At 29.8% G+C, this 19,722-nt stretch carries 16 protein-coding genes; 10 read left to right on the top strand and 6 right to left on the bottom strand.

The genetic code is table 11. From position 1 onward, the window contains the following. Positions 1-14 precede the first annotated feature (14 nt). Together MKD34_RS09515 and malX are read right to left on the bottom strand one after the other, a co-directional pair. Positions 15-1,169, bottom strand: a complete 1,155-nt coding sequence (locus MKD34_RS09515) for a MalY/PatB family protein (RefSeq protein WP_240221064.1) — start codon at positions 1,167-1,169, stop codon at positions 15-17. Between the two features lie 54 nt (positions 1,170-1,223). Next, complete coding sequence (gene malX / locus MKD34_RS09510) at positions 1,224-2,762, bottom strand: maltose/glucose-specific PTS transporter subunit IIBC (protein WP_240221062.1); 1,539 nt, start codon at positions 2,760-2,762, stop codon at positions 1,224-1,226. A gap of 232 nt (positions 2,763-2,994) precedes the next feature. Here malX and MKD34_RS09505 point away from each other — a divergent pair, with 232 nt between their 5' ends. From MKD34_RS09505 to MKD34_RS09475, 7 genes are all read left to right on the top strand, one after another. Further along, positions 2,995-4,425: an amino acid permease gene (locus MKD34_RS09505; RefSeq protein WP_240221061.1), complete on the top strand. Its 1,431-nt coding sequence runs from the start codon at positions 2,995-2,997 to the stop codon at positions 4,423-4,425. Between the two features lie 159 nt (positions 4,426-4,584). Further along, the gene (locus tag MKD34_RS09500; protein WP_240221059.1) at positions 4,585-5,859 is read left to right on the top strand and encodes a histidine-type phosphatase; all 1,275 of its coding nucleotides are present in this window, start codon (positions 4,585-4,587) and stop codon (positions 5,857-5,859) included. A 19-nt stretch (positions 5,860-5,878) separates the two neighbouring features. After that, positions 5,879-6,799 (top strand): PhnD/SsuA/transferrin family substrate-binding protein, encoded by a 921-nt coding sequence (locus tag MKD34_RS09495; protein ID WP_240221057.1) that lies wholly within the window; start codon positions 5,879-5,881, stop codon positions 6,797-6,799. Positions 6,800-6,815: 16 nt separating this feature from the next. Further along, on the top strand, positions 6,816-7,565 hold the full coding sequence (gene phnC, locus MKD34_RS09490; protein WP_240221055.1) for a phosphonate ABC transporter ATP-binding protein: 750 nt from the start codon (positions 6,816-6,818) through the stop codon (positions 7,563-7,565). Then, complete coding sequence (gene phnE / locus MKD34_RS09485; RefSeq protein WP_240221053.1) at positions 7,540-8,316, top strand: phosphonate ABC transporter, permease protein PhnE; 777 nt, start codon at positions 7,540-7,542, stop codon at positions 8,314-8,316. The genes phnC and phnE (MKD34_RS09485) overlap by 26 nt, the downstream gene beginning before the upstream one ends. Continuing rightward, positions 8,317-9,120: a phosphonate ABC transporter, permease protein PhnE gene (phnE, locus tag MKD34_RS09480; RefSeq protein ID WP_240221051.1), complete on the top strand. Its 804-nt coding sequence runs from the start codon at positions 8,317-8,319 to the stop codon at positions 9,118-9,120. A 2-nt stretch (positions 9,121-9,122) separates the two neighbouring features. Further along, entirely contained in the window at positions 9,123-9,959 is an 837-nt protein-coding gene (locus MKD34_RS09475) for an MBL fold metallo-hydrolase (RefSeq protein WP_240221049.1), read from the top strand. Between the two features lie 37 nt (positions 9,960-9,996). On the opposite strand, the gene MKD34_RS09470 is transcribed toward MKD34_RS09475, so the two are convergent. From MKD34_RS09470 to MKD34_RS09460, 3 genes are all read right to left on the bottom strand, one after another. Then, a complete protein-coding gene (locus tag MKD34_RS09470; RefSeq protein WP_240221047.1) occupies positions 9,997-10,419 on the bottom strand; it encodes an FMN-binding protein in 423 nt (140 codons plus the stop codon). 97 nt (positions 10,420-10,516) lie between these two features. Further along, complete coding sequence (locus tag MKD34_RS09465) at positions 10,517-11,035, bottom strand: NlpC/P60 family protein (RefSeq protein WP_240221045.1); 519 nt, start codon at positions 11,033-11,035, stop codon at positions 10,517-10,519. A gap of 213 nt (positions 11,036-11,248) precedes the next feature. Next, the gene (locus MKD34_RS09460; protein ID WP_240221036.1) at positions 11,249-12,724 is read right to left on the bottom strand and encodes a transposase; all 1,476 of its coding nucleotides are present in this window, start codon (positions 12,722-12,724) and stop codon (positions 11,249-11,251) included. A gap of 213 nt (positions 12,725-12,937) precedes the next feature. Here MKD34_RS09460 and MKD34_RS09455 point away from each other — a divergent pair, with 213 nt between their 5' ends. Further along, the gene (locus MKD34_RS09455; protein WP_240221034.1) at positions 12,938-14,287 is read left to right on the top strand and encodes an MATE family efflux transporter; all 1,350 of its coding nucleotides are present in this window, start codon (positions 12,938-12,940) and stop codon (positions 14,285-14,287) included. Positions 14,288-14,411: 124 nt separating this feature from the next. Beyond that, positions 14,412-17,042 carry an autotransporter outer membrane beta-barrel domain-containing protein gene (locus tag MKD34_RS09450; protein ID WP_240221032.1) on the top strand — a complete coding sequence of 877 codons (2,631 nt, stop codon included), beginning with the start codon at positions 14,412-14,414 and terminating at the stop codon, positions 17,040-17,042. A gap of 41 nt (positions 17,043-17,083) precedes the next feature. Here MKD34_RS09450 and MKD34_RS09445 read toward each other — a convergent pair whose 3' ends face one another. Continuing rightward, on the bottom strand, positions 17,084-18,397 hold the full coding sequence (locus MKD34_RS09445; RefSeq protein WP_240221030.1) for a sodium-dependent transporter: 1,314 nt from the start codon (positions 18,395-18,397) through the stop codon (positions 17,084-17,086). 355 nt (positions 18,398-18,752) lie between these two features. Here MKD34_RS09445 and MKD34_RS09440 point away from each other — a divergent pair, with 355 nt between their 5' ends. After that, positions 18,753-19,664: a GTP pyrophosphokinase gene (locus MKD34_RS09440; RefSeq protein WP_240221028.1), complete on the top strand. Its 912-nt coding sequence runs from the start codon at positions 18,753-18,755 to the stop codon at positions 19,662-19,664. Positions 19,665-19,722 lie beyond the last annotated feature (58 nt).

The following is a 19,722-nucleotide window of genomic DNA, read 5'->3' as shown; positions in this document are numbered from 1 at the left end:
ATATTATAACTTTCTTACCTTACTTTTTCAATAGCTCTTTTAATTCCTTCAACAGCTATTTTAACTTTTGATAGTGGACATCCTACATTTAAACGTATTCTATTTTTGTCACCATAAGCTTCTCCAGACATAATTGCCACTTTTCCATCTTCAATAAGTGCCTTTTTAAATCTATCCATATCTATATTACAATCTTTTAAATCTATCCACATAAGATATGTTCCCTCTGGAATATTAGCTTTAATTCCATAAAATCCATTTAATTCTTTTTCCACATACTCACAATTTTTAGTTAGGTAACTATTTAACTCATCCACCCAGTATCCACAACTATTATATGCAACCATTGTTGATAGCACTCCAAAAATTGTTGGAGATGATAGTGAGTCTACCTCTTTTAAATGTGTTACAAACTTTTCTCTAATATCATCTTGAGGAATTATTGCATATGATCCTCCAAGAGCTGGTGTATTAAAAGTTTTTGATGCTGAACTTACAATTAAACATCTCTTCGTGTCTATTTTTAACACTGGAGTTACCTCTCTTCTAGCTATATCCATATGAATATCATCTGAGATTAAAACTACATCATACTTTTCACATAGTTCTATAAGTTCTTTTAACTCCTCATACTTCCAAACCTTTCCAACTGGATTTTCAGGATTGCAAAGCAAAAACGCTTTAACTCCATTTTTAAATCCCTCTTCTATTACAGAAAAATCTGTATGAAACTCTCCATTCTCATCCTCTTTTAAAGTTACTTCAAAAAGGTCATATGGTTTTAAAATTTTTGTAAACCCATCATATCTTGGAGTGTGAGTCATAACTTTTCCATTTTTTCCAAGTAGCTCCTCTAGTAGCATAGAGATACTATAGATTACATTTGGCGAATATACAACCCAATCACTATTTATCTCTGTAGAATATCTAGTTTTATACCAGTTTTTTATAGCCCCTTTATAATCCTCATGATTCCAACGTGAGTATCCAAAAATTCCATGAGTTGTTCTTTCTACTATTGCATCTAAAATCTCTTGAGGACATTTGAAATCTGTATCAGAGATAGAAAATGGAGTTAAATCCTTTGTTCCAGGTCCAAATCTATCCTCTATATAATCCCACTGAGTACAGTAAGTTCCTTTTCTATTTATAATTTCATCAAAATTCATAAGTCCTCCTAATATTCTCCTATATAAAAGGGGGGATTATTTCCCCCCACTTTATTACATTAATTTTTGTAATTGCTTCTTTAACATTTGAACTTTTGGTCCAATTATTACCTGTACATTTGTATCATTTAGTTTTACTACGTTTACTGCACCTGCTGCTTTAACAGCTTCTACATCTATTATACTTGCATCTTTAACTACAAGTCTAAGTCTTGTTATACAGTTATCTAAACTTACAATGTTCTCTTTTCCACCTAAAGCTTCTAACATAACTTTAGCTGTATATCCAGCTATATCTCCACTATCAACAGCTTCTTGTGCTTGAGCTGAGTTATCTCTTCCTGGAGTTGGGATATCATATTTTACAATATACCACTTAAACACAAAGTAGTAAATTAGGAACCAGATAATTCCAACAGGAATTACGTAGAACCATTTTGTCCAGAATCCTTGGAACACTCCAAATACTAAGAAGTCAATTATGTTTCCATCAGTGTTTCCAATAGCTACTTTTAAAAGTCCCATTACCATAAATCCAAGTCCAGTCATAATTGCGTGGAACACATAAAGAACTGGTGCAATAAATAGGAATATAAATTCGATTGGCTCAGTTATTCCACCAACTGCTGATGCTACAACTGCTGATATTAAAAGTCCTTTGATCTTTTTTCTATTCTCTAAGTATGCTGATTTATATATTGCTAAAGCTGCTCCTCCAAGTCCAAACATAAATGTTGGCATCTTACCTTGAGATAAGAACTTTGTTGCTTCTGGAGATACAAACTCTGCTCCTTGTGCAAATTGATTATAAAATATATTTAAAGCTCCATGAATTGTTTCTCCTGCCTGAGTTACATAAGTTCCTCCAGCTTCTGTAAATCTTATTGTTGCAACTAAGATGTGGTGAAGTCCAAATGGAAGAAGTAATCTCTCTCCAGCTCCAAATAGGAATGGTCCAAATGGTCCAGCTCCGTGGATTGCTGCTCCAACTTTATTTATTCCAGCTGCAAAGAACGGCCATACCATTGGCACTGCAAGTCCAACCACTGACATTATTAAAACTGTTGCAATTGCTACAAATCTTGTTCCTCCAAAGAATGAGAAAGCATCTGGTAACTCAACGTTTTGGAACTTCTCGTGGATAAAGAAAACTATAACTCCACATATTAATGCTCCTAGTGCTCCTGTATCGATACTTTGAATTCCCATTACCATCTTTGTATCTACAACTTTTAAAAGTCCAGTCTCACTTAAATAGAAATTTGTTCCAAGCTGCATTGCAATGTAACCCATAAGTCCTGCAAAAGCTGCAATCTCTTTGTTCTCTCTAGCCATTCCCAGTGGAATTGCCACAGCAAACATAAGTGGTAAAAATGAAAAGGCAACTAAACTTATTTTTATCATAAAGTTAAATATACCTTGTAAAAAACTGTTTCCTAAAAACGGAAACATCTCTATTGTTGTTCCACCAGTAAAGGCAGCACCTATTCCAAGTAAAATTCCCATTGCTGCTAGTAAAGCTACCGGCAACATAAATGTTTTTCCTAAGCTTTGGAAAAACTCCCATGCACTTATTCTATTTTTGGTAGTCATCTGACACACTCCCCTTAAAACTTTTTTTATATCACAAATTGTACATATAAAAATACTTTTGTTCAATTCATAATCTTTTTCATAATTTTTTGAAAGAAATTAATAGTTTTATTTATGAAAATTACTTTTCATTATACCACATAAGAAAAAATTATTTGATTTTTGTACCTCTTTGGTGTACAATTGTACATATTAAAGTGAAATATTTAACAAAAAAAGGAGTACTAAATTAATGGAATCAAAAAAATTAAACTGGCGTATGCTAGCCATGATGGGATTCACAATTGTTTGGGGATTTGGTAACGTTGTTAATAACTACGCAAATCAAGGTTTAACAGTTGTAGTTTCTTGGGTATTAATTCTTTCTCTTTACTTTTTACCATATGCACTTATGGTTGGAGAAATGGGATCTGTGTTTGATCATAAAGCTGGAGGAGTTTCAAGTTGGGTTGGTTCAACTTATGGACCTATGATAGCTTATCTTGCTGGTTGGACATATTGGGTTGTTCACATCCCTTATTTAGCACAAAAACCTCAAAGTGCACTAGTTGCTTTAAGTTGGGTTTTCTTCCAAAATGGAGACATGATAAAAACTTTTAATCCTTTAGTTTTACAGAGTTTTGTTTTAGGAATCTTCCTACTTTTCCTTTGGTTATCATCTAAAGGTATGAACTCTTTAAAAAGAATAGGAGCTCTTGCTGGAACATCTATGTTCTTCATGGGTATTTTATATATTTTATTAACAGTTGCTGCACCATCTCTTATGAGTATAAATCCTGCTACAACTGATTGGTCACTGGCAACATTTATGCCTAAATTTGACTTTACATATTTTACTACTATATCTATGTTAGTATTTGCTGTTGGTGGATGCGAGAAAATCTCTCCATACGTTAAAGACGTTGAAAATCCTCACAAAAACTTCCCTAAAGGGATGTTAGCACTTGCTGCTATGGTTGGTATGTCAGCTCTACTTGGTTCATTTGCTATGGGAATCATGTTTAACAGTGGAAACATCCCTGCTGACTTAAAAATGAATGGTCAATACTATGCATTTAAACTTTTAGGTGAGTACTACGGTGTTGGAAATGCACTTATGGTTTTATATGCTGTAGCTAATACTTTATCTCAAATATCAGCACTTATGTTCTCTATCGACGCTCCATTAAAAATATTAATTGGAGAAGGGGATAAGAACTTTATACCAGCTGCATTTACTAAAACAAATGAAAATGGAGCACCTATTAATGGATATAAGTTAACAGCTGTACTTGTTGGAATCTTAATTATAATTCCTGCACTTGGAATTGGAGATATGAACAACCTTTATAACTGGCTTCTTGATTTAAACTCAATTGTTATGCCACTTAGATACTTATGGGTATTCTTAGCATACATTGGACTTAGAGGATTAATTAAAAATAAAGCTTTAAGTGATAGTTCAGGATTTAAGTTTGTTAAAAATGATAAAATTGCAACTGCAATTGGAGTTTGGTGTTTTGCATTTACATCATTTGCATGTTTAATGGGTATCTTCCCTAAAAACATTGAAACATTCAGTTCTGAGTGGTTCTTCCAAATTACTCTTAACATTTTAACACCAGTTGTTTTAGTTGGACTTGGACTTATCTTCCCTAAAATAGCTAGAAAAACAAATAAATAGTTTTTACATAGAAAACACAGAGGTTTTATAGAAACCTCTGTGTTTTTTTATTTTTTTGTATATAAAATAACATTTCTTTTACTTCATTTTAATTTTCATTTAACATACCTAGTTTATAATGAGTCTGATAAATATTTTTTACAGGGAGGATTTTTAAAAGTGAATACCATTAAATTTTTAGCTATTTTTACCACTTTAGCTACTTCAGCTTTTTCAACAGACTTTAACTACTTAGGTACTAAGCAACCATACAATGTTAAAGAGATTTCTACAGCACCTGTACCTAATGGATATAAACCATTTTTTATAAATCACTTAGGAAGACATGGATCTAGACATCTATCTTCACCTAAATATGATGTATCTTTATACGAATTGCTATCCATTGCAGAAAAAGAAGGTGCTATTACTCCTGAAGGGTTAGAGTTAAAAAACTCTATAGCACAACTAATGGAGATTGAAAAAGGAAATTACGGTCTTTTAACTGATGTTGGAGTTAAAGAACAAAAAGATATTGCTAAAAGATTCTATGAAAATAATAAAGAAATCTTCGGAAAAGATATATTCGCTTCATCTACTTATGTTGAAAGAGCTCAACAAAGCAGAGATGCTTTTTTAGAGGAGCTTGGCCAGTACACACCTAATATAAATTTTAAAGTTTCAACAAACAATAAAAAAGATATACTTTTAAGATTTTTTGATCTTTCTCCAGAGTATGAAGAGTTTTCAGAAAATGGTTCTTGGAAAAAAGAGCTAAACACATACTCTAAAAGTAAAAATTTTAATAATGAAGTTTTAAATCAACTTTTCTCTAAAGATTTTATTAAAAAATTAGAAAATGGTGAATTTAAATTAAAAGATAGTAAAGGTAAAACAGTTTTAAAAAATCCAACTGACGCAGTTAGAAACCTTTATGATTTATATATTATTCAAGCTAACATTGGAAAAGATTTAGGTTTTGGGAAATACTTTAGTGAAGAGCAACTAAAGTGGTATGAAGAGGTTGATAATCTAAATGATTTCTATGAGAAGGGACCTGGAAAAAATGGTGAAGATATTGCTACTAACATAGCCTTTCCTCTCCTAGAAAACTTTATAGTTACAAGTGATGATGCTATAAAAAATCAAAACACTTCAGCTAATTTGAGATTCGCTCATGCTGAAACTACTATCCCATTTATAACTTTATTAGAGATCAATGGTTACTCAGCAAAAGAGGACAATATTGAAAAGGTTTATGATAAATGGTTAGGAAGAGATATCTCTGGCATGTCTACAAATATTCAGTGGATATTCTATAAAAATAATCAAAATGATATCTTGGTTAAAATTTTACATAACGAAAAAGATGCCGAGTTACCAATAGCAACTTCTATGAAACCATACTATAAATGGGATGACGTTAAAAACTTTTACACTAATAAATTAAAATAAAATTTGGGAGGATATAGATTTGAAAACTTTAAATAAGTTATTTACATTGGGGTTACTTAGTTCTGGGCTTTTTATAACTGGATGTGGTAAAGAGGAAACAAAAGAGAAAAAACTTGTTATCGCCTTTGGAATTGATGAAGATTTAGAATCTAAGGTTGTGGCTAAAGATAAATTTTTAAAAGATCTTGAAAATGCTGTTGGAATGAAAGTTGAATGGTTTGAACCATCATCTGATATGGCTTTAACAGAATCTTTAAAAGCCAAGAAAAATAGAACTGATGTAGCATATACAGGAGCTATGCCATATTTTATGGCTGCTACTAAAACTCAGATTGAACCTTTAGTTTCTTTTGCTAAAGATGGAAAATTAGAAAATTGGGGGAAGTTTTCATATTTTTTAACTAGACCAGATACAAATATAAATGAGTTCAGTGAAAAAGATTTGATAAATCCAAAGAGTCCTTACACTTTTGCTTATACAAAACAATCTTCAGGTTCTACATATCTTTGGCCTGTAAATGATCTTATTACAAGTGGAATAATTAAAGATTCTAACGATTTTACCATTAAGTTTAAACCTTATGAAACTGGTTCTACAACAAATACTGTTAGAGCGCTTTTAGATAAAGATGCAGATATTGGAGTTATTTCATCTAACTCGTATGTTAAAAATAGAAAGTTTTTTACAGAGGATAATCACAAGATTATATATAAAAGTTCTGTTATCCCTGACAATCTTTGGTTAGTTCAAGAAAGTATGCCACAAGATTTAAAAGAAAAATTACAAAACTTTTTCTTAAACTATAATGATAAGTTCTTCATGGAAAATTTTTATGGAAAGAAAAATGGAGAACAACATATTAAGGTTACAAAAGAAAACTTTAAAATAATCGGACAAGTTATGAAAAATCTTAATTTAACAGAGATTAAAGAGGATTAATTTTTAGGGGGAATATATGAACACTATTATAACTATAAAAGATGGAGTTAAAAGCTATAACAATAGTTTTTTAGCTCTAAATAATATTAACTTATCTATAAAAAAAGGGGAATTTGTAGCTATTATAGGTTCTTCTGGAGCTGGCAAATCTACATTACTAAGATCTATTAACGCTATGAATCCACTTAGTAGTGGAAGTGTTATTTTTAACGGAGAAGATATTTGTAAAGTTTCTGGTGGAAAACTAAGAAAAGTGAGAAGAGAGATTGGAATGATTTTCCAACACTATAATCTTATTGAAAGGTTATCTGTTGTTCAAAATGTTCTTCACGGAAGACTTGGTTATATGTCTGACTTTAAAGGTTTCTTTGAACTTTATTCTGAAAATGATAAAACAAAAGCTTTAAATATTCTTAAAAGATTAGGACTTGAAGAACACTGTTATAAAAAAGCTTCTGAACTAAGCGGAGGACAAAAGCAAAGAGTTGGAATATCTAGAGCTCTTGCACAAAATCCAAAACTAATTTTAGCTGATGAGCCTATTGCAAGTTTAGATCCAAAATCTTCTGAAATTGTTATGGAAACCCTAAAAAACATCTGTCTTGAGGATAATATAACTTGTATTGTAAATCTTCATCAAGTTGAGTTTGCTAAAAATTACGCCACTAGAATTATTGGAATGAAAAATGGAGTTATAGTATTTGACAATACTCCTGAAAATTTAACAGAGGAGATTATAAATGAAATATACGGTAAAAATGTTTAATAAAAACGATATCTTTACTTTAGGAGTTATCTCCATTATCTACCTTTTCATAGCTTATAGATTGGATTTTTCTTTTTTATCTTTCTTAGTTGAACTTCCATCTGCAGTTTCATTTATAACTGAGGAGATGTTACCTGTAAATTGGAAAAGTTATAATAACTATATGACACCTTTACTTGATACATTTTGTGTAGCTATAGTTTCATTAATTTTTTCCTCTACTATCTCATTTTTTCTAGGTTTTCTATGCTCAGAAAAGACTATGCATTTTAAACCAATTAGAAATTTTGTTAAAAGTTTTGCCACAGTTTTAAGAAATATTCCTAATATAATCTGGGCACTAATGTTTGTTCCTGCTTTTGGTGTTGGCATAACAACTGGAATCATAGCTTTAACTGTTGGAAACATTGGAGACATGACTCGTTTTTATTATGAAACTATCGATGAAGTTGATTTAGAGCTACTTAGTTCTTTAAAAGCTACTGGAATGTCTCATCTACAAGTTATAAGATTTGGAGCTATTCCTCAAGCTATTCCTGGATTTATCTCTTGGACTATCTACTCTTTAGAGAGCAATATTCGTTCCTCTGCTGTAATAGGTTTAGTTGGGGCTGGAGGAATTGGAATGTACATAAGTAATAACCTGAGTCTTATGAAATACAACACTGCTGCTATGGGTATTCTTTTAATTGTTGTTTGTGCCATTGCAACCGAAATCATCTCTAATATTTTAAGAAAGAGGATTATTTAAATGAAGAAAAACTATTTTGGAAAAATAAAAATAAAAGATCATAAAAATGATAAGTTTTTAAATAAAATTATGTTAGGAATTTCAATTTTGTTCCTTCTATCTTTTTTTAAGTTAAACTTAGATTTTGGAAGAGTTGCAAGAGGATTAAATAAATTGGGAAATATTCTTTTAGAGTTTGGAAAACCAGATACCTCTGTTTTTAAGTTTGTTTTAATCGCTGTTTGGGAATCTTTTGAAATTGCTTTTATGGCTACCTTAGTAGGAGTTGTTTTCTCTGTTCCTCTAGCTTTTTTAACAGCTTCAAATACAGCACCTTGGAAACCTTTATCTTTAGCTATAAAGTCATATATATCTTTTATTAGAGCGGTGCCCTCTTTAATCTGGGCTGTTATATTTGTATCATCTGTTGGTCTTGGACCTTTTTCTGGAATTTTAGGACTTTCTGTTCATACAGTGGCTTATCTCACTAAGGCATACTTTCAATCTATCGAAGATTTAGGAGAGGAAAGTATTTTAGCCATTAAAGCTACTGGTGCATCTTGGTTAAATATTATGAAAGCTGCAATACTTCCAAATATAAAAAGAGTTATTACTGGATGGACTGCACTGAGATTTGAATCTAATATGGCACAATCATCTATTATAGGAGTTGTTGGTGCTGGGGGAATAGGTTACATAATATCAAAATTTATAAAGTCTTATGATTTTAACGCTGCTGGAACCGCTTTAATTGTTTTAATGATTATATCAGTTTCTGTAGAGCGTTTAGGTTCACTACTAAAAACTTATACAGAGAGAGGTTAAAAATGAAAACTATTTTTTTAGGAACGGGGTCTGCAAATGGACTTCCTGATGTATTTTGTTCATGTGAGTATTGTAATTCTTTAAGAAAACTTAAAGGAAAAAATATTCGTAAAAGGTCAACTTTTTTATTGGGGGATAAAATACTATTAGACTTTTCACCAGATATTAGAACCCAGATTTTAGAAAATGGTATAGATTTTAGTAGAATCAAAGGTGTTCTTCTATCTCATACTCACAATGATCATTTAGATATACAAGAACTTATAAAAATTAAAAATCCTATGAATATATATGTTAATAGTTCATCTGAAGTGTGGCTAAAAGAACAGATTAAAACAGCAATAAAACCTAAGCATCAAAAAAATCTTCAGGAAAAAATAGGTCATCTTAATATAATTCCTATGAGTTATTATACTCCTTTTACTATTGAAGATTTTGAAATTATACCTATTGAAGCAAAACATACAGGTTTAAATGGTAATGAGCAAGGTACAAACTTTATAATAAAACATGAAAAATTTACTAGATTGCATGCTTCTGATACTGGCATCTACTCTTTAGAAACATTTGAATTTTTGAAAAATTTTAAATTTGATGATATTGTTATTGAATGTACTTTTTTAGATTTTCAAAAGGATAACTCAGACCATCTTGATATTTTCACACTAAATATGGTTTTGAATAGATTGAAAGATTTTAACTGTATCGATTCTAAGACTCCAATAACTGTTACACACTTTGGTCATGATCCTAAAAAAACTCACGAAGAGATTGAGAAACTTATGAAATCTTTAAATTTTAATATCTCTGTTGCATATGATGGATTGTCCATTAAGTAAAATAAAAAAAGGGAAATTAATTTTCCCTTTTTTAATTCTATAAATCTATTCTTACAGGTTCCTTAACTCCAGACTCAGATGCTATAATCGCCTCTTTTGAAAGTAGCTTAAACTGTACTAACGATTCTGTTGCTCCAGCAACATTATCTATTTCATCTGGATTTTGTGTTTGTACTAACTCTTCAGAGAAAATCTCTTTAAGCTCTGGTACATCTATTTTACTAATCTCTTTATATTTTTTATTATACTCTACATCTTCACTTTTTAATTTTCCATCTTTATTGATGTAATCAAAATTTGCAGATTCAATTTTTCCCTCTTTCACTGTAAGATCCAAAAATACTTTCCAACCTCTTTTATCAAAATCTTTTGCTTCACTTTTATACACTCCATCATTCATCTTAGCAAATCCCAATGATGTTATACATAGAGCTCCAATTAAAATTAACATCTTTTTCATAATATCTCCCCCTAGTTTTTAGTTATTATTTAATAATGTTACTTCAATCATTTTATATACTCTATTTTTTATCTCTTGTCAAATTTTTAACCATTTATTATATTACTCTTCTTGTTTGCCAGAATCTTTTAGCCCAGTAGCTATCATACTCAGATATTGTAACTCCTGTACTTCTTCCTGCATGAACAAATTTATTATTTCCTATATATACACCTACGTGTTTTATTCTACTATTCATTTTAAAGAAAATAAGATCTCCTACTTTCCAATTTTCTCTATTTCCAACAACTTGCTCACCAATCTTAACCTGAGTAAGTGTTGTTCTAGGAAGCTCTACATCAAATTGCTCTTTATACAGATGCTGCATAAGTGCTGAACAATCAACTCCCTTTTTTGTTGTTCCTCCATAACGATACCTAGTCCCACGCCAACTTGAATAGAAATCAGTTATTTTACTACTTTTTATATATTCTTTTTTCTGATTTAAAATCTCCTCATCCACTTCAATTTTTTCTACGACCTTTGGTTTAGTAAAACTTAATGCATGAACCTCTGATGTTATAAAACTAAAGGCAAGTATGAAAAAGGTAAACAATTTTATTAATCTTTTCCCCATAATCATCTCCTGTCTTTTTGTATTTGTTATTTTTCTGAACCTCCCCATGTCTAAAGACAGGGGGTTCTAAAATATCAAATATTCTCATTTCTCTCGAAAGATGAAATGCACTATATTTTTTCTTTTAGACTTTCACTATCAATTATTCCATTGAACAAATTTGCGATAGTATTACGCCCGATTCAAGACGTTTTTTTTTTAATTTTTAAAACCTTATATACCTATACTACTTAAATTTTTATTACCTATTAACCTTTTTATCTCTTCATTGTGCAATTTTAAAAAATTCTTGTATGTTTCTTCACATCTTTTTTTATCTATTGATTTTAAATCTTCATTCACATTCATAATTAAAAATGCTGAATACATATCTCTTTGTACTCTTTCTCCTTCTATTATATTCCATCTAGCACTTAATTTTTTCTTTTTATAACTATCATCTATATGATTATACTGACTGGCTTTTACACTCCATGTATCTATTTTTTTTAAACTCAGATTCCATGACAAAAGTTTTCTCTCTAAGATATTCAAAAACATACTTGGAGCCTTATTTCCTAAGGACTTTCCGAATCTTTTTTTTCTTTTAAATTTCCCTTGTTCATTTACCTCAGTTCTTTTTGCTCTTCTCTGTAGTCCTGAAAAACTCATTTTTTCTACAAAAAAATCATCTCCTAAAGAGATTATCTCATTAGCTAATTTTTCATGTTGGTATTTTCTCACATCTGCTTGTTTTCTATATAGCTCTTTCAATTTTTTCTGAAGTGCTACATATCTATTAGATTTAATCCAAAGAACCCTTTTGTTTCCCTGTTTTTTTATTGTCCCATTAAGATTAAAATTATCTTTATTACTTGCTCTTCTTGATCTATCTAGCTTTCTTAAAATATTTTTTTTCATGTGTTCAATATTATTAACTCTATCTGCTATTTCTAAAATTTTTACTTCTTTTTCGCTTGATATAGCAAGTGTTTGTGTTCCTATATCTAATCCTACTCTACCCTCACCAATAGGATTCTTTATCTCTCCAGTTTTTAGATTAATCTTAGCTGGTGGCACACCTTTAAAAATTATTTGAAGATAATATTTATACTTGTTCCTTACAAATTTTCTAATTATTCTACAATAACTAATAGGATTTTTTAAAGACTCTACCTCATATTGATTATTTTTATTTATTACTACTGGCACTTTAAGACCAAGCCATATTAAATTATTATCTAAAAATCTAATTCCTGTTTTATTAGATTTCCCTTCAATAGAAAACATAGAATCAAATTTTTTATAGTGAATCTTATTTCCATTTCCAAAAATAAATTTTTCATAACTTTTCCATAAGTTTGTAGCTAATTTTTGAGCAGTAAAGCTATCTAAATTTTTTTTAAAATGATGTTGAAACTCTTTTACATCAGCATGAAACTTATATTCAGAAAATCCATATTCTTTATATAGAAGGTTCAACTCTTTTAAAGATTGTTTTTTCAACTCTTCATTTTTTATATTTTTACATTGAGTTAGAACTATTTGAACTTTTCTATATCTCTTAGTTTTAATGAATTCGTGATAACGTTTTGCAATTTTAGTTACTAAAGCATTATATATTTTTCTAGCTATTTCAAATCTTTTTTCTAAAATATCTTCTTGATAAATTTCTGTTTTAAGTTTAAATTCAACAACAAAATTACTCACATTACCACCTCACTTTATACTTTTATATTTATCTAATGTCAATAATTAAAAGATATGCTTATATCCCCATAACTAAAGCAAGGAGCTTTACGCACAATTTGGTAACTGATATATTATACTCAATTTTTGTCTATCTTGCAAATTTTTGACTTTTATATAACCTTTATGATAGAATCTAGGAACTTTATATAAGTTAAGGGGAGTGAAATTTTTATGATTAAAAGTGCATTTTTAAATCGGTCAAAAGAGATTATAAAATTAGCTATTCCCGCTGTTGGTGAAATGATACTCTATATGTTAATCTGGGTTTTTGATACACTTATGGTTGGAAAGTATGGTGGACAAATCTCTGTTTCCGCTGTTGGTTTCAGTTCTGAAATTATGTATACTTTTATTAATATCTTAATTGCTATGGGCCTATCTATATCTATAACATCTATTGTAGCTCGTTGCCTTGGAGCTAAAGAGCATAAAAAAGCTGAAGATATGGCTGATCTAGGAGTTAAAATTGGTGGAGTTATTGCTGTTCTTGTCTTTCTAATCTTTTTTATTTTTTCAAAAAATATATTAAGTTTAGCTGGAGCTAAAGGAGATGTATTAACTTTAGGTTATAAATATATGAGAATCTGTTCTATTGGACTTTTCTTCAATATGGTTACTAATCTTTTAAACGGTGTTTTCCGTGGATGTAAAAATACTAAAACTCCTCTTTATGGAGCTGCTATTTTAAATATTGTAAATCTTTCTTTAGATTATACACTTATATTTGGAAAGTTTGGTTTTCCTGAACTAGGAGTTGAAGGTGCTGCCATTGCTACTACAATTGGAAATATATGTGCATTTTTATTTATTTTAAGTCAACTTAAAAAACTACCATTTAAAATATCTTTAAAAGGTAAAGTTAACTTTAATTACTTAAAAGAGCTTGTTGATTTAGCTGTTCCATCTGGACTGCAAGAGGGAGCTTTTAGTATTGTAAGACTTTTAAGTGTTATGATGGTTATGAAACTTGGAAGTTTAGCTTTCTCTGCTAATCAAATATCTGTAACCATTGAAAGCATCTCCTTTATGCCAGGTTGGGGATTTGCTATATCTGCAGTTTCCTTAGTTGGGCATAGTATTGGAGAAAAAGATTTAAAAGGAGCTAGAGAATATGCTAATACATCTCTACTTCTAGCTTGTATTGTCATGGGATTTTTCTCTCTAATATTTCTATTTTTCTCTGAAAATTTAGTTAGATTATTTATAAAAAGCGATGAGATTGAAGTTATCGCTCTTGGGGCTGCTTGTCTTATGATTGGATCTATTCAACAGATTCCTACAGCTATAGATATGGTACTTTCAGGTGCCCTTAAAGGAATGGGAGATACTAAAACTCCATTTAGAATAGTATTGTTTTGTAACTGGTGTATAAGATTACCTTTAATGTATTACTTTATATATTTAAAAAGAATGCCTGTTACATATTTCTGGTGGATCACATCATTACAATGGACTGTTGAAGCAGCAATATTTATTAAAATCTACCATGATAAATTTTATAAGAATCCATTAAAGAGTTAGTTATTCTAACTCTTTTTTATTTGGTATAAATTTCCAAACAAAAAAGAAGGATTTCAATTCTTTTCTATGTATAGTACTTTTTGTTTAATAGTGCACAATATTTTATTTGTCAGGAGGAAAAGTTATGAAAAATTTTAATCTTTTACTACTTGCAGTAACTTTACAAACATCCAGTGTCTTTGCCCAAGAGCAAAGTGGCCTCATCTTTTGGTCAGATTATAATTACTTTAAAGACAACACTCGACCTATGAGTCAAACTAACAACTCTTATTTCAAATTATCAACTCAAGCTATTACACTTCCACCTATTGTTCCACCTCAAAAACCAGTTCTTCCACCTGCTCCACCTATTATTCCTACGCCTCCCACACCAGAACACCCATCTACAGATCACGTCCATGAAGTTGAACCACCAGAACAACCTCATACTACTCCATCACCTAAAAATGGATATATTTTCTATGGTAAATATTATTATCCCGGAAAAACTTTATACACAGACAAAGCCCCTTTAATGGGTGATTTTACTATTAACAAAGATCATTTTGTTGGAATGGGTAGTATTCTAACTGGCTATACTCTTTTTAACAAAAATACTTTAACTATTGATAATAATCCTCATAATACTACTACAACTGGAATGCAAGCTTCTGGTGGTGGAACTGTTATTAATGATGGAAATATAAATATTAATGGTCTTTATGGAACTGGTATCAATGTTATCAGTGACGGTTTAGGAATCAACAACGGAAATATTCACTTAAATTCATACTACGCAACTGGTATTCAAATTTATGGAAATACAACAGGAATTAATAACGGTACTATTTCTGGTAACGGGTATCAAGGAGTTCAAGTTATTGGAAAGGGACACTTTACTAACTCATCAACAGGTGTTATTGATATAACTAATGGGAATATTGGTATTTGTGCTTCTGAAGGTGGTATTGGAGTTAATGATGGTATCATAAAAACATATAACACTAACTTTGGTATGTTTTCACCTGGAGGAACTATTATAAATAATGGGACTTTAACAATGGATGACACTGGAAAAAATCCAAACAATATTGTTTCTAGTGGTATGGGTGTTTCTGAAGCTGGAGTCGCAATAAATAATGGGACTATAAATATAAATGGTAGAAGTTATTCAGGAATGAGTGGTGGAAAAAATACTGTTCTAAAAAACTTTGGACTTATTAATATCAATCCACCTGCTCCTCAAGATATATATACTGATGGAAGTTTTGCATTCCAACTTGGTCATTCAGCAATTGGAACAAATGAACCAAGTGGTGTAGTTAACCTGAATAAAAATGGTATTTTATTAAATGGAAAAGGTACTCTTCATAACTGGGGTAAAATAGTTAAACCTACTGATAATAATCTCCCTTTAATATATCGAGGTGGTAATTTAGTTATGGAGAAAGGTGGTTCTATTGTTACCTCTTCTGAAAAAAAATCTATTGAAACTATTTATTTAGGAAAAAGTTATATGGGAAATAACTACAATCTTATGAGTAAAGCTACTCTAGATAATACCATTATAAAATCTGCAAAAGAGATAAAAAGCAATCTCTACGGCTATAAATTAATTCTACACGGAAATGAAGCTATCTTTAGTAAACTTAGCTTTTCTGTTCTTACAAATGATCCTTTAGGTAATTATTTAGAAAATATCTATTACGATTCTAAAAATCCATCTAAAGATAGATTGTTTGATATAATTCTATCTTCTAAAAGTAGTGATCATTTTGAAAATTATTTAAATGAAATTTTTGGTCGTGGATATTTCCCATCTCTTATTTATCAAACTAGAGATGCCATAGAGTTTGGAAACAATAATATTTTATCTCATTTAACTGAAATTCCAAAAATTTTATCTAAAGAGAGATATATTTTCGGATACTCTTTTGAAAAAGTTAATAAAAGTGGTTATGACAATATTCTTGGGTATAATCAAGAGTTAAATAGTCTTTTTATTGGTAAAAACTATCCTTTAACCTCTTCTATCAGTAGTGGTTGGCTTCTTAATTATACTCGATTAAGTGACAAATTTAAAAATGACTACGGAAAACGTGAGGATAATTTATTTCAAGGAACAGGTTATTTAAACTATAATAAAAATAATTTTAATGGACTTGGAGCTTTATTTCTTGGATATTCTAAAGGCGATTTAGATAGAAATATTCAATTTGATTACTCTCAATACAATGATACTTTAACATCTGTCAAAACTGTAGATTTCAATGAAAGTTTAGATTCTAAAATTAAAACTTTCTATGTTGGTGGAATGGGAAAAATATCAAAAATATTTAATTGGAACTCTTTTTATGTAGAACCAATTGGAAAATTCCAATCAATGGGAGTATTTCAAAAAAGTATTGATGAACACAATGGAACATATAATCTTAACTTAGATAAATTAAATGGATTCTTAAATACTTTCTATCTTGGTGGAGATTTAGGAAAAAAATTTGATATTAAAAACTATGGAGTTAAACTTTCTTTAGTTGGATATCTAAAACAAGACTTAAACAATATTGATAAAAATATGAAATTTAAAGTGCAATCTTTGGGAAATGAAACTGGTTCTATAGATATAAATAACAAAAATAGATTTTCTCAAGAAATTGGAATTAATGTTAAAGTTGGGGAACTTCAAACAGGACTTTCTATATATACTAACTATTTATACGAATTTTCTAAAGAGAACTCTTGGAGAATTGGTGCTGGAATAAGTTACATTTTTTAATAAAAAATCCCAAGAGTATTTAAACTCTTGGGATTTTTATCTTATCCTATACCTCCATATAAAACTCCTAATATCAGAATTATTAATACTCCAGGTACAAATATATATTTTCCTATTTTTACAATATACTTTCCAACTTTATGTTTTGCTCCTAAATCAATCTCATATTCTATAGATTTTGAATCTATTCCATAGAAATAGAATCCTAAAATTATAATCGCTCCAAGAGGAATTAAATAGATTGTCATTGTATCTGCAAAAGTTCCAAATAGATTCATATCTAAATCCAATGGTAATCCTATTAAAAATAAAATTCCACCAACTATTATACTAGCTTTGACTCTAGAGATATTAAACTTTTCCATAGCTGCTTCTACAGGAACTTCCAATTGGTTTATTGCAGATGATATCGCTGCAAATATAACACTTAAAAAGAATATTATTCCTAAAATTCTTCCACCAGCCATATTATTAAACACAGATGGAAGCGTTATAAATAGTAAGCTTGGTCCTGCTCCAGGTCCATATCCAAAAGCAAAAGCTGCAGGTATAATTATAAATCCGGCCATTAGTGCTGCTAAAGTGTCTAAAATACATGTTTGAACAACACTTACAGATATATTTACATCTTTATCTAAATAACTACCATAAACTAAAAGTGCTGATCCACTTACTCCCACTGTGAAAAATGCTTGACCTAAAGCCATTACCCAAGTTACTGGATTTAGAAGTTTATCCCAATCTGGATTTAATAAAAATTTAACTCCCTCCATAGCTCCAGGAAGACTTAAAGATTTTATCATAAGTCCAAAGAATATTATAAACATAAGTGGCATTACAATTTTATTTATCTTTTCAATACCTTTTATAACTCCTAAAGATATTACTCCAACACTTAAAACTACAGCTACAAAATGCCAGAATATTGATTCTGTATTTCCTGTAAAACTCATAAAATACTCTTCATAATTTAAAGTATTCATATCTACCATTAGATATGTTACAAAATATTTTATTATCCATCCAAAAACTATTACATAAAATGTAAATATTCCAGCTACAGAAACTATTGGAACAATTGGTAAAAACTTAGCAAATGGTACTTTCTTTTTTTCCATAAGTTTTCCAACACCTAAAACACCTTTTTTCATCATTCTTCCAAATGATATCTCCCCAACTAATCCGATATAAGCAAATAGTGCCATGAATATAAAGTATGGTATTAAAAACGCTGCTCCACCATAAGTTCCTAACTTCCAAGAGAAAAGCCAAATATTTCCAAGTCCTATGGCTGCTCCTACACATGATAAAATAAATCCGATTCTGTTACTAAACTTTTCTCTTTTGTCGTTCACTTTAATACACCTCCTAAATTTTGTAAAAAAAAATTCCACAGAAATATATCTGTGGAATAAATGGTTTCTCAATTTAATCTATCAGATACAATCTTTTTTAGTTTTTGACCAAGCTAAAATAAGTTTGTATCCTGCATTCTCAGGTTACAAACTAACTATGGCCACCACCAAAATAAAACTGTTTCTGTTAAAGATGTATTAATTTTTAAGATATCTAATTGCTTTTTCATTTAATACACCTCCCTAAGAATAATTATTTTGAGTTATTGTAGCATTATACAATAAAAAAAACAAGGATTTTTTTATTTTTGTGATATAACTATATGTAGATATTATTTTTTTAAGAGAGGTAACTATGGAAAAAATTAACTGTAATCAATTTCAATTATTAAACTACTACAAAAAAAATAGAGAGCTTTATCGTAAATTGGGAAAAAGATTAGAACGTTTTTTAAAGCAGTCCTTTGAAAAAGAAAAGATTATCTATCATTCAATTACAAGTAGAGCTAAAACTCGAGAAAGCTTCCAAAAGAAAGTAGAACGAAAAGGTTATACATGTATTGAAGAAGCTACAGATTTATGTGGTCTTAGAGTTATCACATTTTTAGAAAGTGAAACTAAGATTGTTGAACATTTTTTAAGACACGCATTCATAATTGATGAAAGCAACAGTGTTGATAAAAGCGATACTTTAGGAGAAGACAAAGTTGGATATAAATCTATTCACTTAGTTGCAACTCTTCCTAAAACTCTTTTAGAGCTTCCTGAGTTCGAAAGATTTGAAGGACTAAAATTTGAAATCCAAGTTAGAACAATACTACAACATGCTTGGGCTGAAGTAGAGCACGATAAAAACTATAAGTTTAGTGGACAACTTCCCACAGATATAAAAAGAAGATTTAAACTTTTAGCTGGATTTTTAGAAATTGCAGATAGAGAGTTTGAAAGTATTTCAAAAGAGATAACAGAGTATGAAAAGAAAGTTGTAAATACTATCGAAGGAAATACTCTGCACGAAATTGAGATAAACTCTACATCATTAAGAAAATATCTAAATAAAAAATTCAATATCACATTCTCTCAAGGCATAAGTCCAAAAATTATTACTCTTTTACATAGTAATAATATAAATACCTTAGAGGATTTCTCTAAAATAGAGGAGTTAGAAATTATGAAAAAATACTTTGGAAATGGTAGTAAAAAATTTCCAGCTCGTTATGATCTAATGATTAAAAATCTTTTAGACTATAGAGAAAAACAATTATAGATTCAAAACAGGAATTGCCTTCTTACTCTTGTATATTCTAGAAATAGAATTTACAAAA

The sequence above is a fragment of the Cetobacterium somerae genome (assembly GCF_022430525.1).
Classification (GTDB): Bacteria; Fusobacteriota; Fusobacteriia; order Fusobacteriales; family Fusobacteriaceae; genus Cetobacterium_A.
Note: the sequence above shows the minus strand (reverse complement) of the source record. Positions and strands in the feature narration are given on the sequence as shown.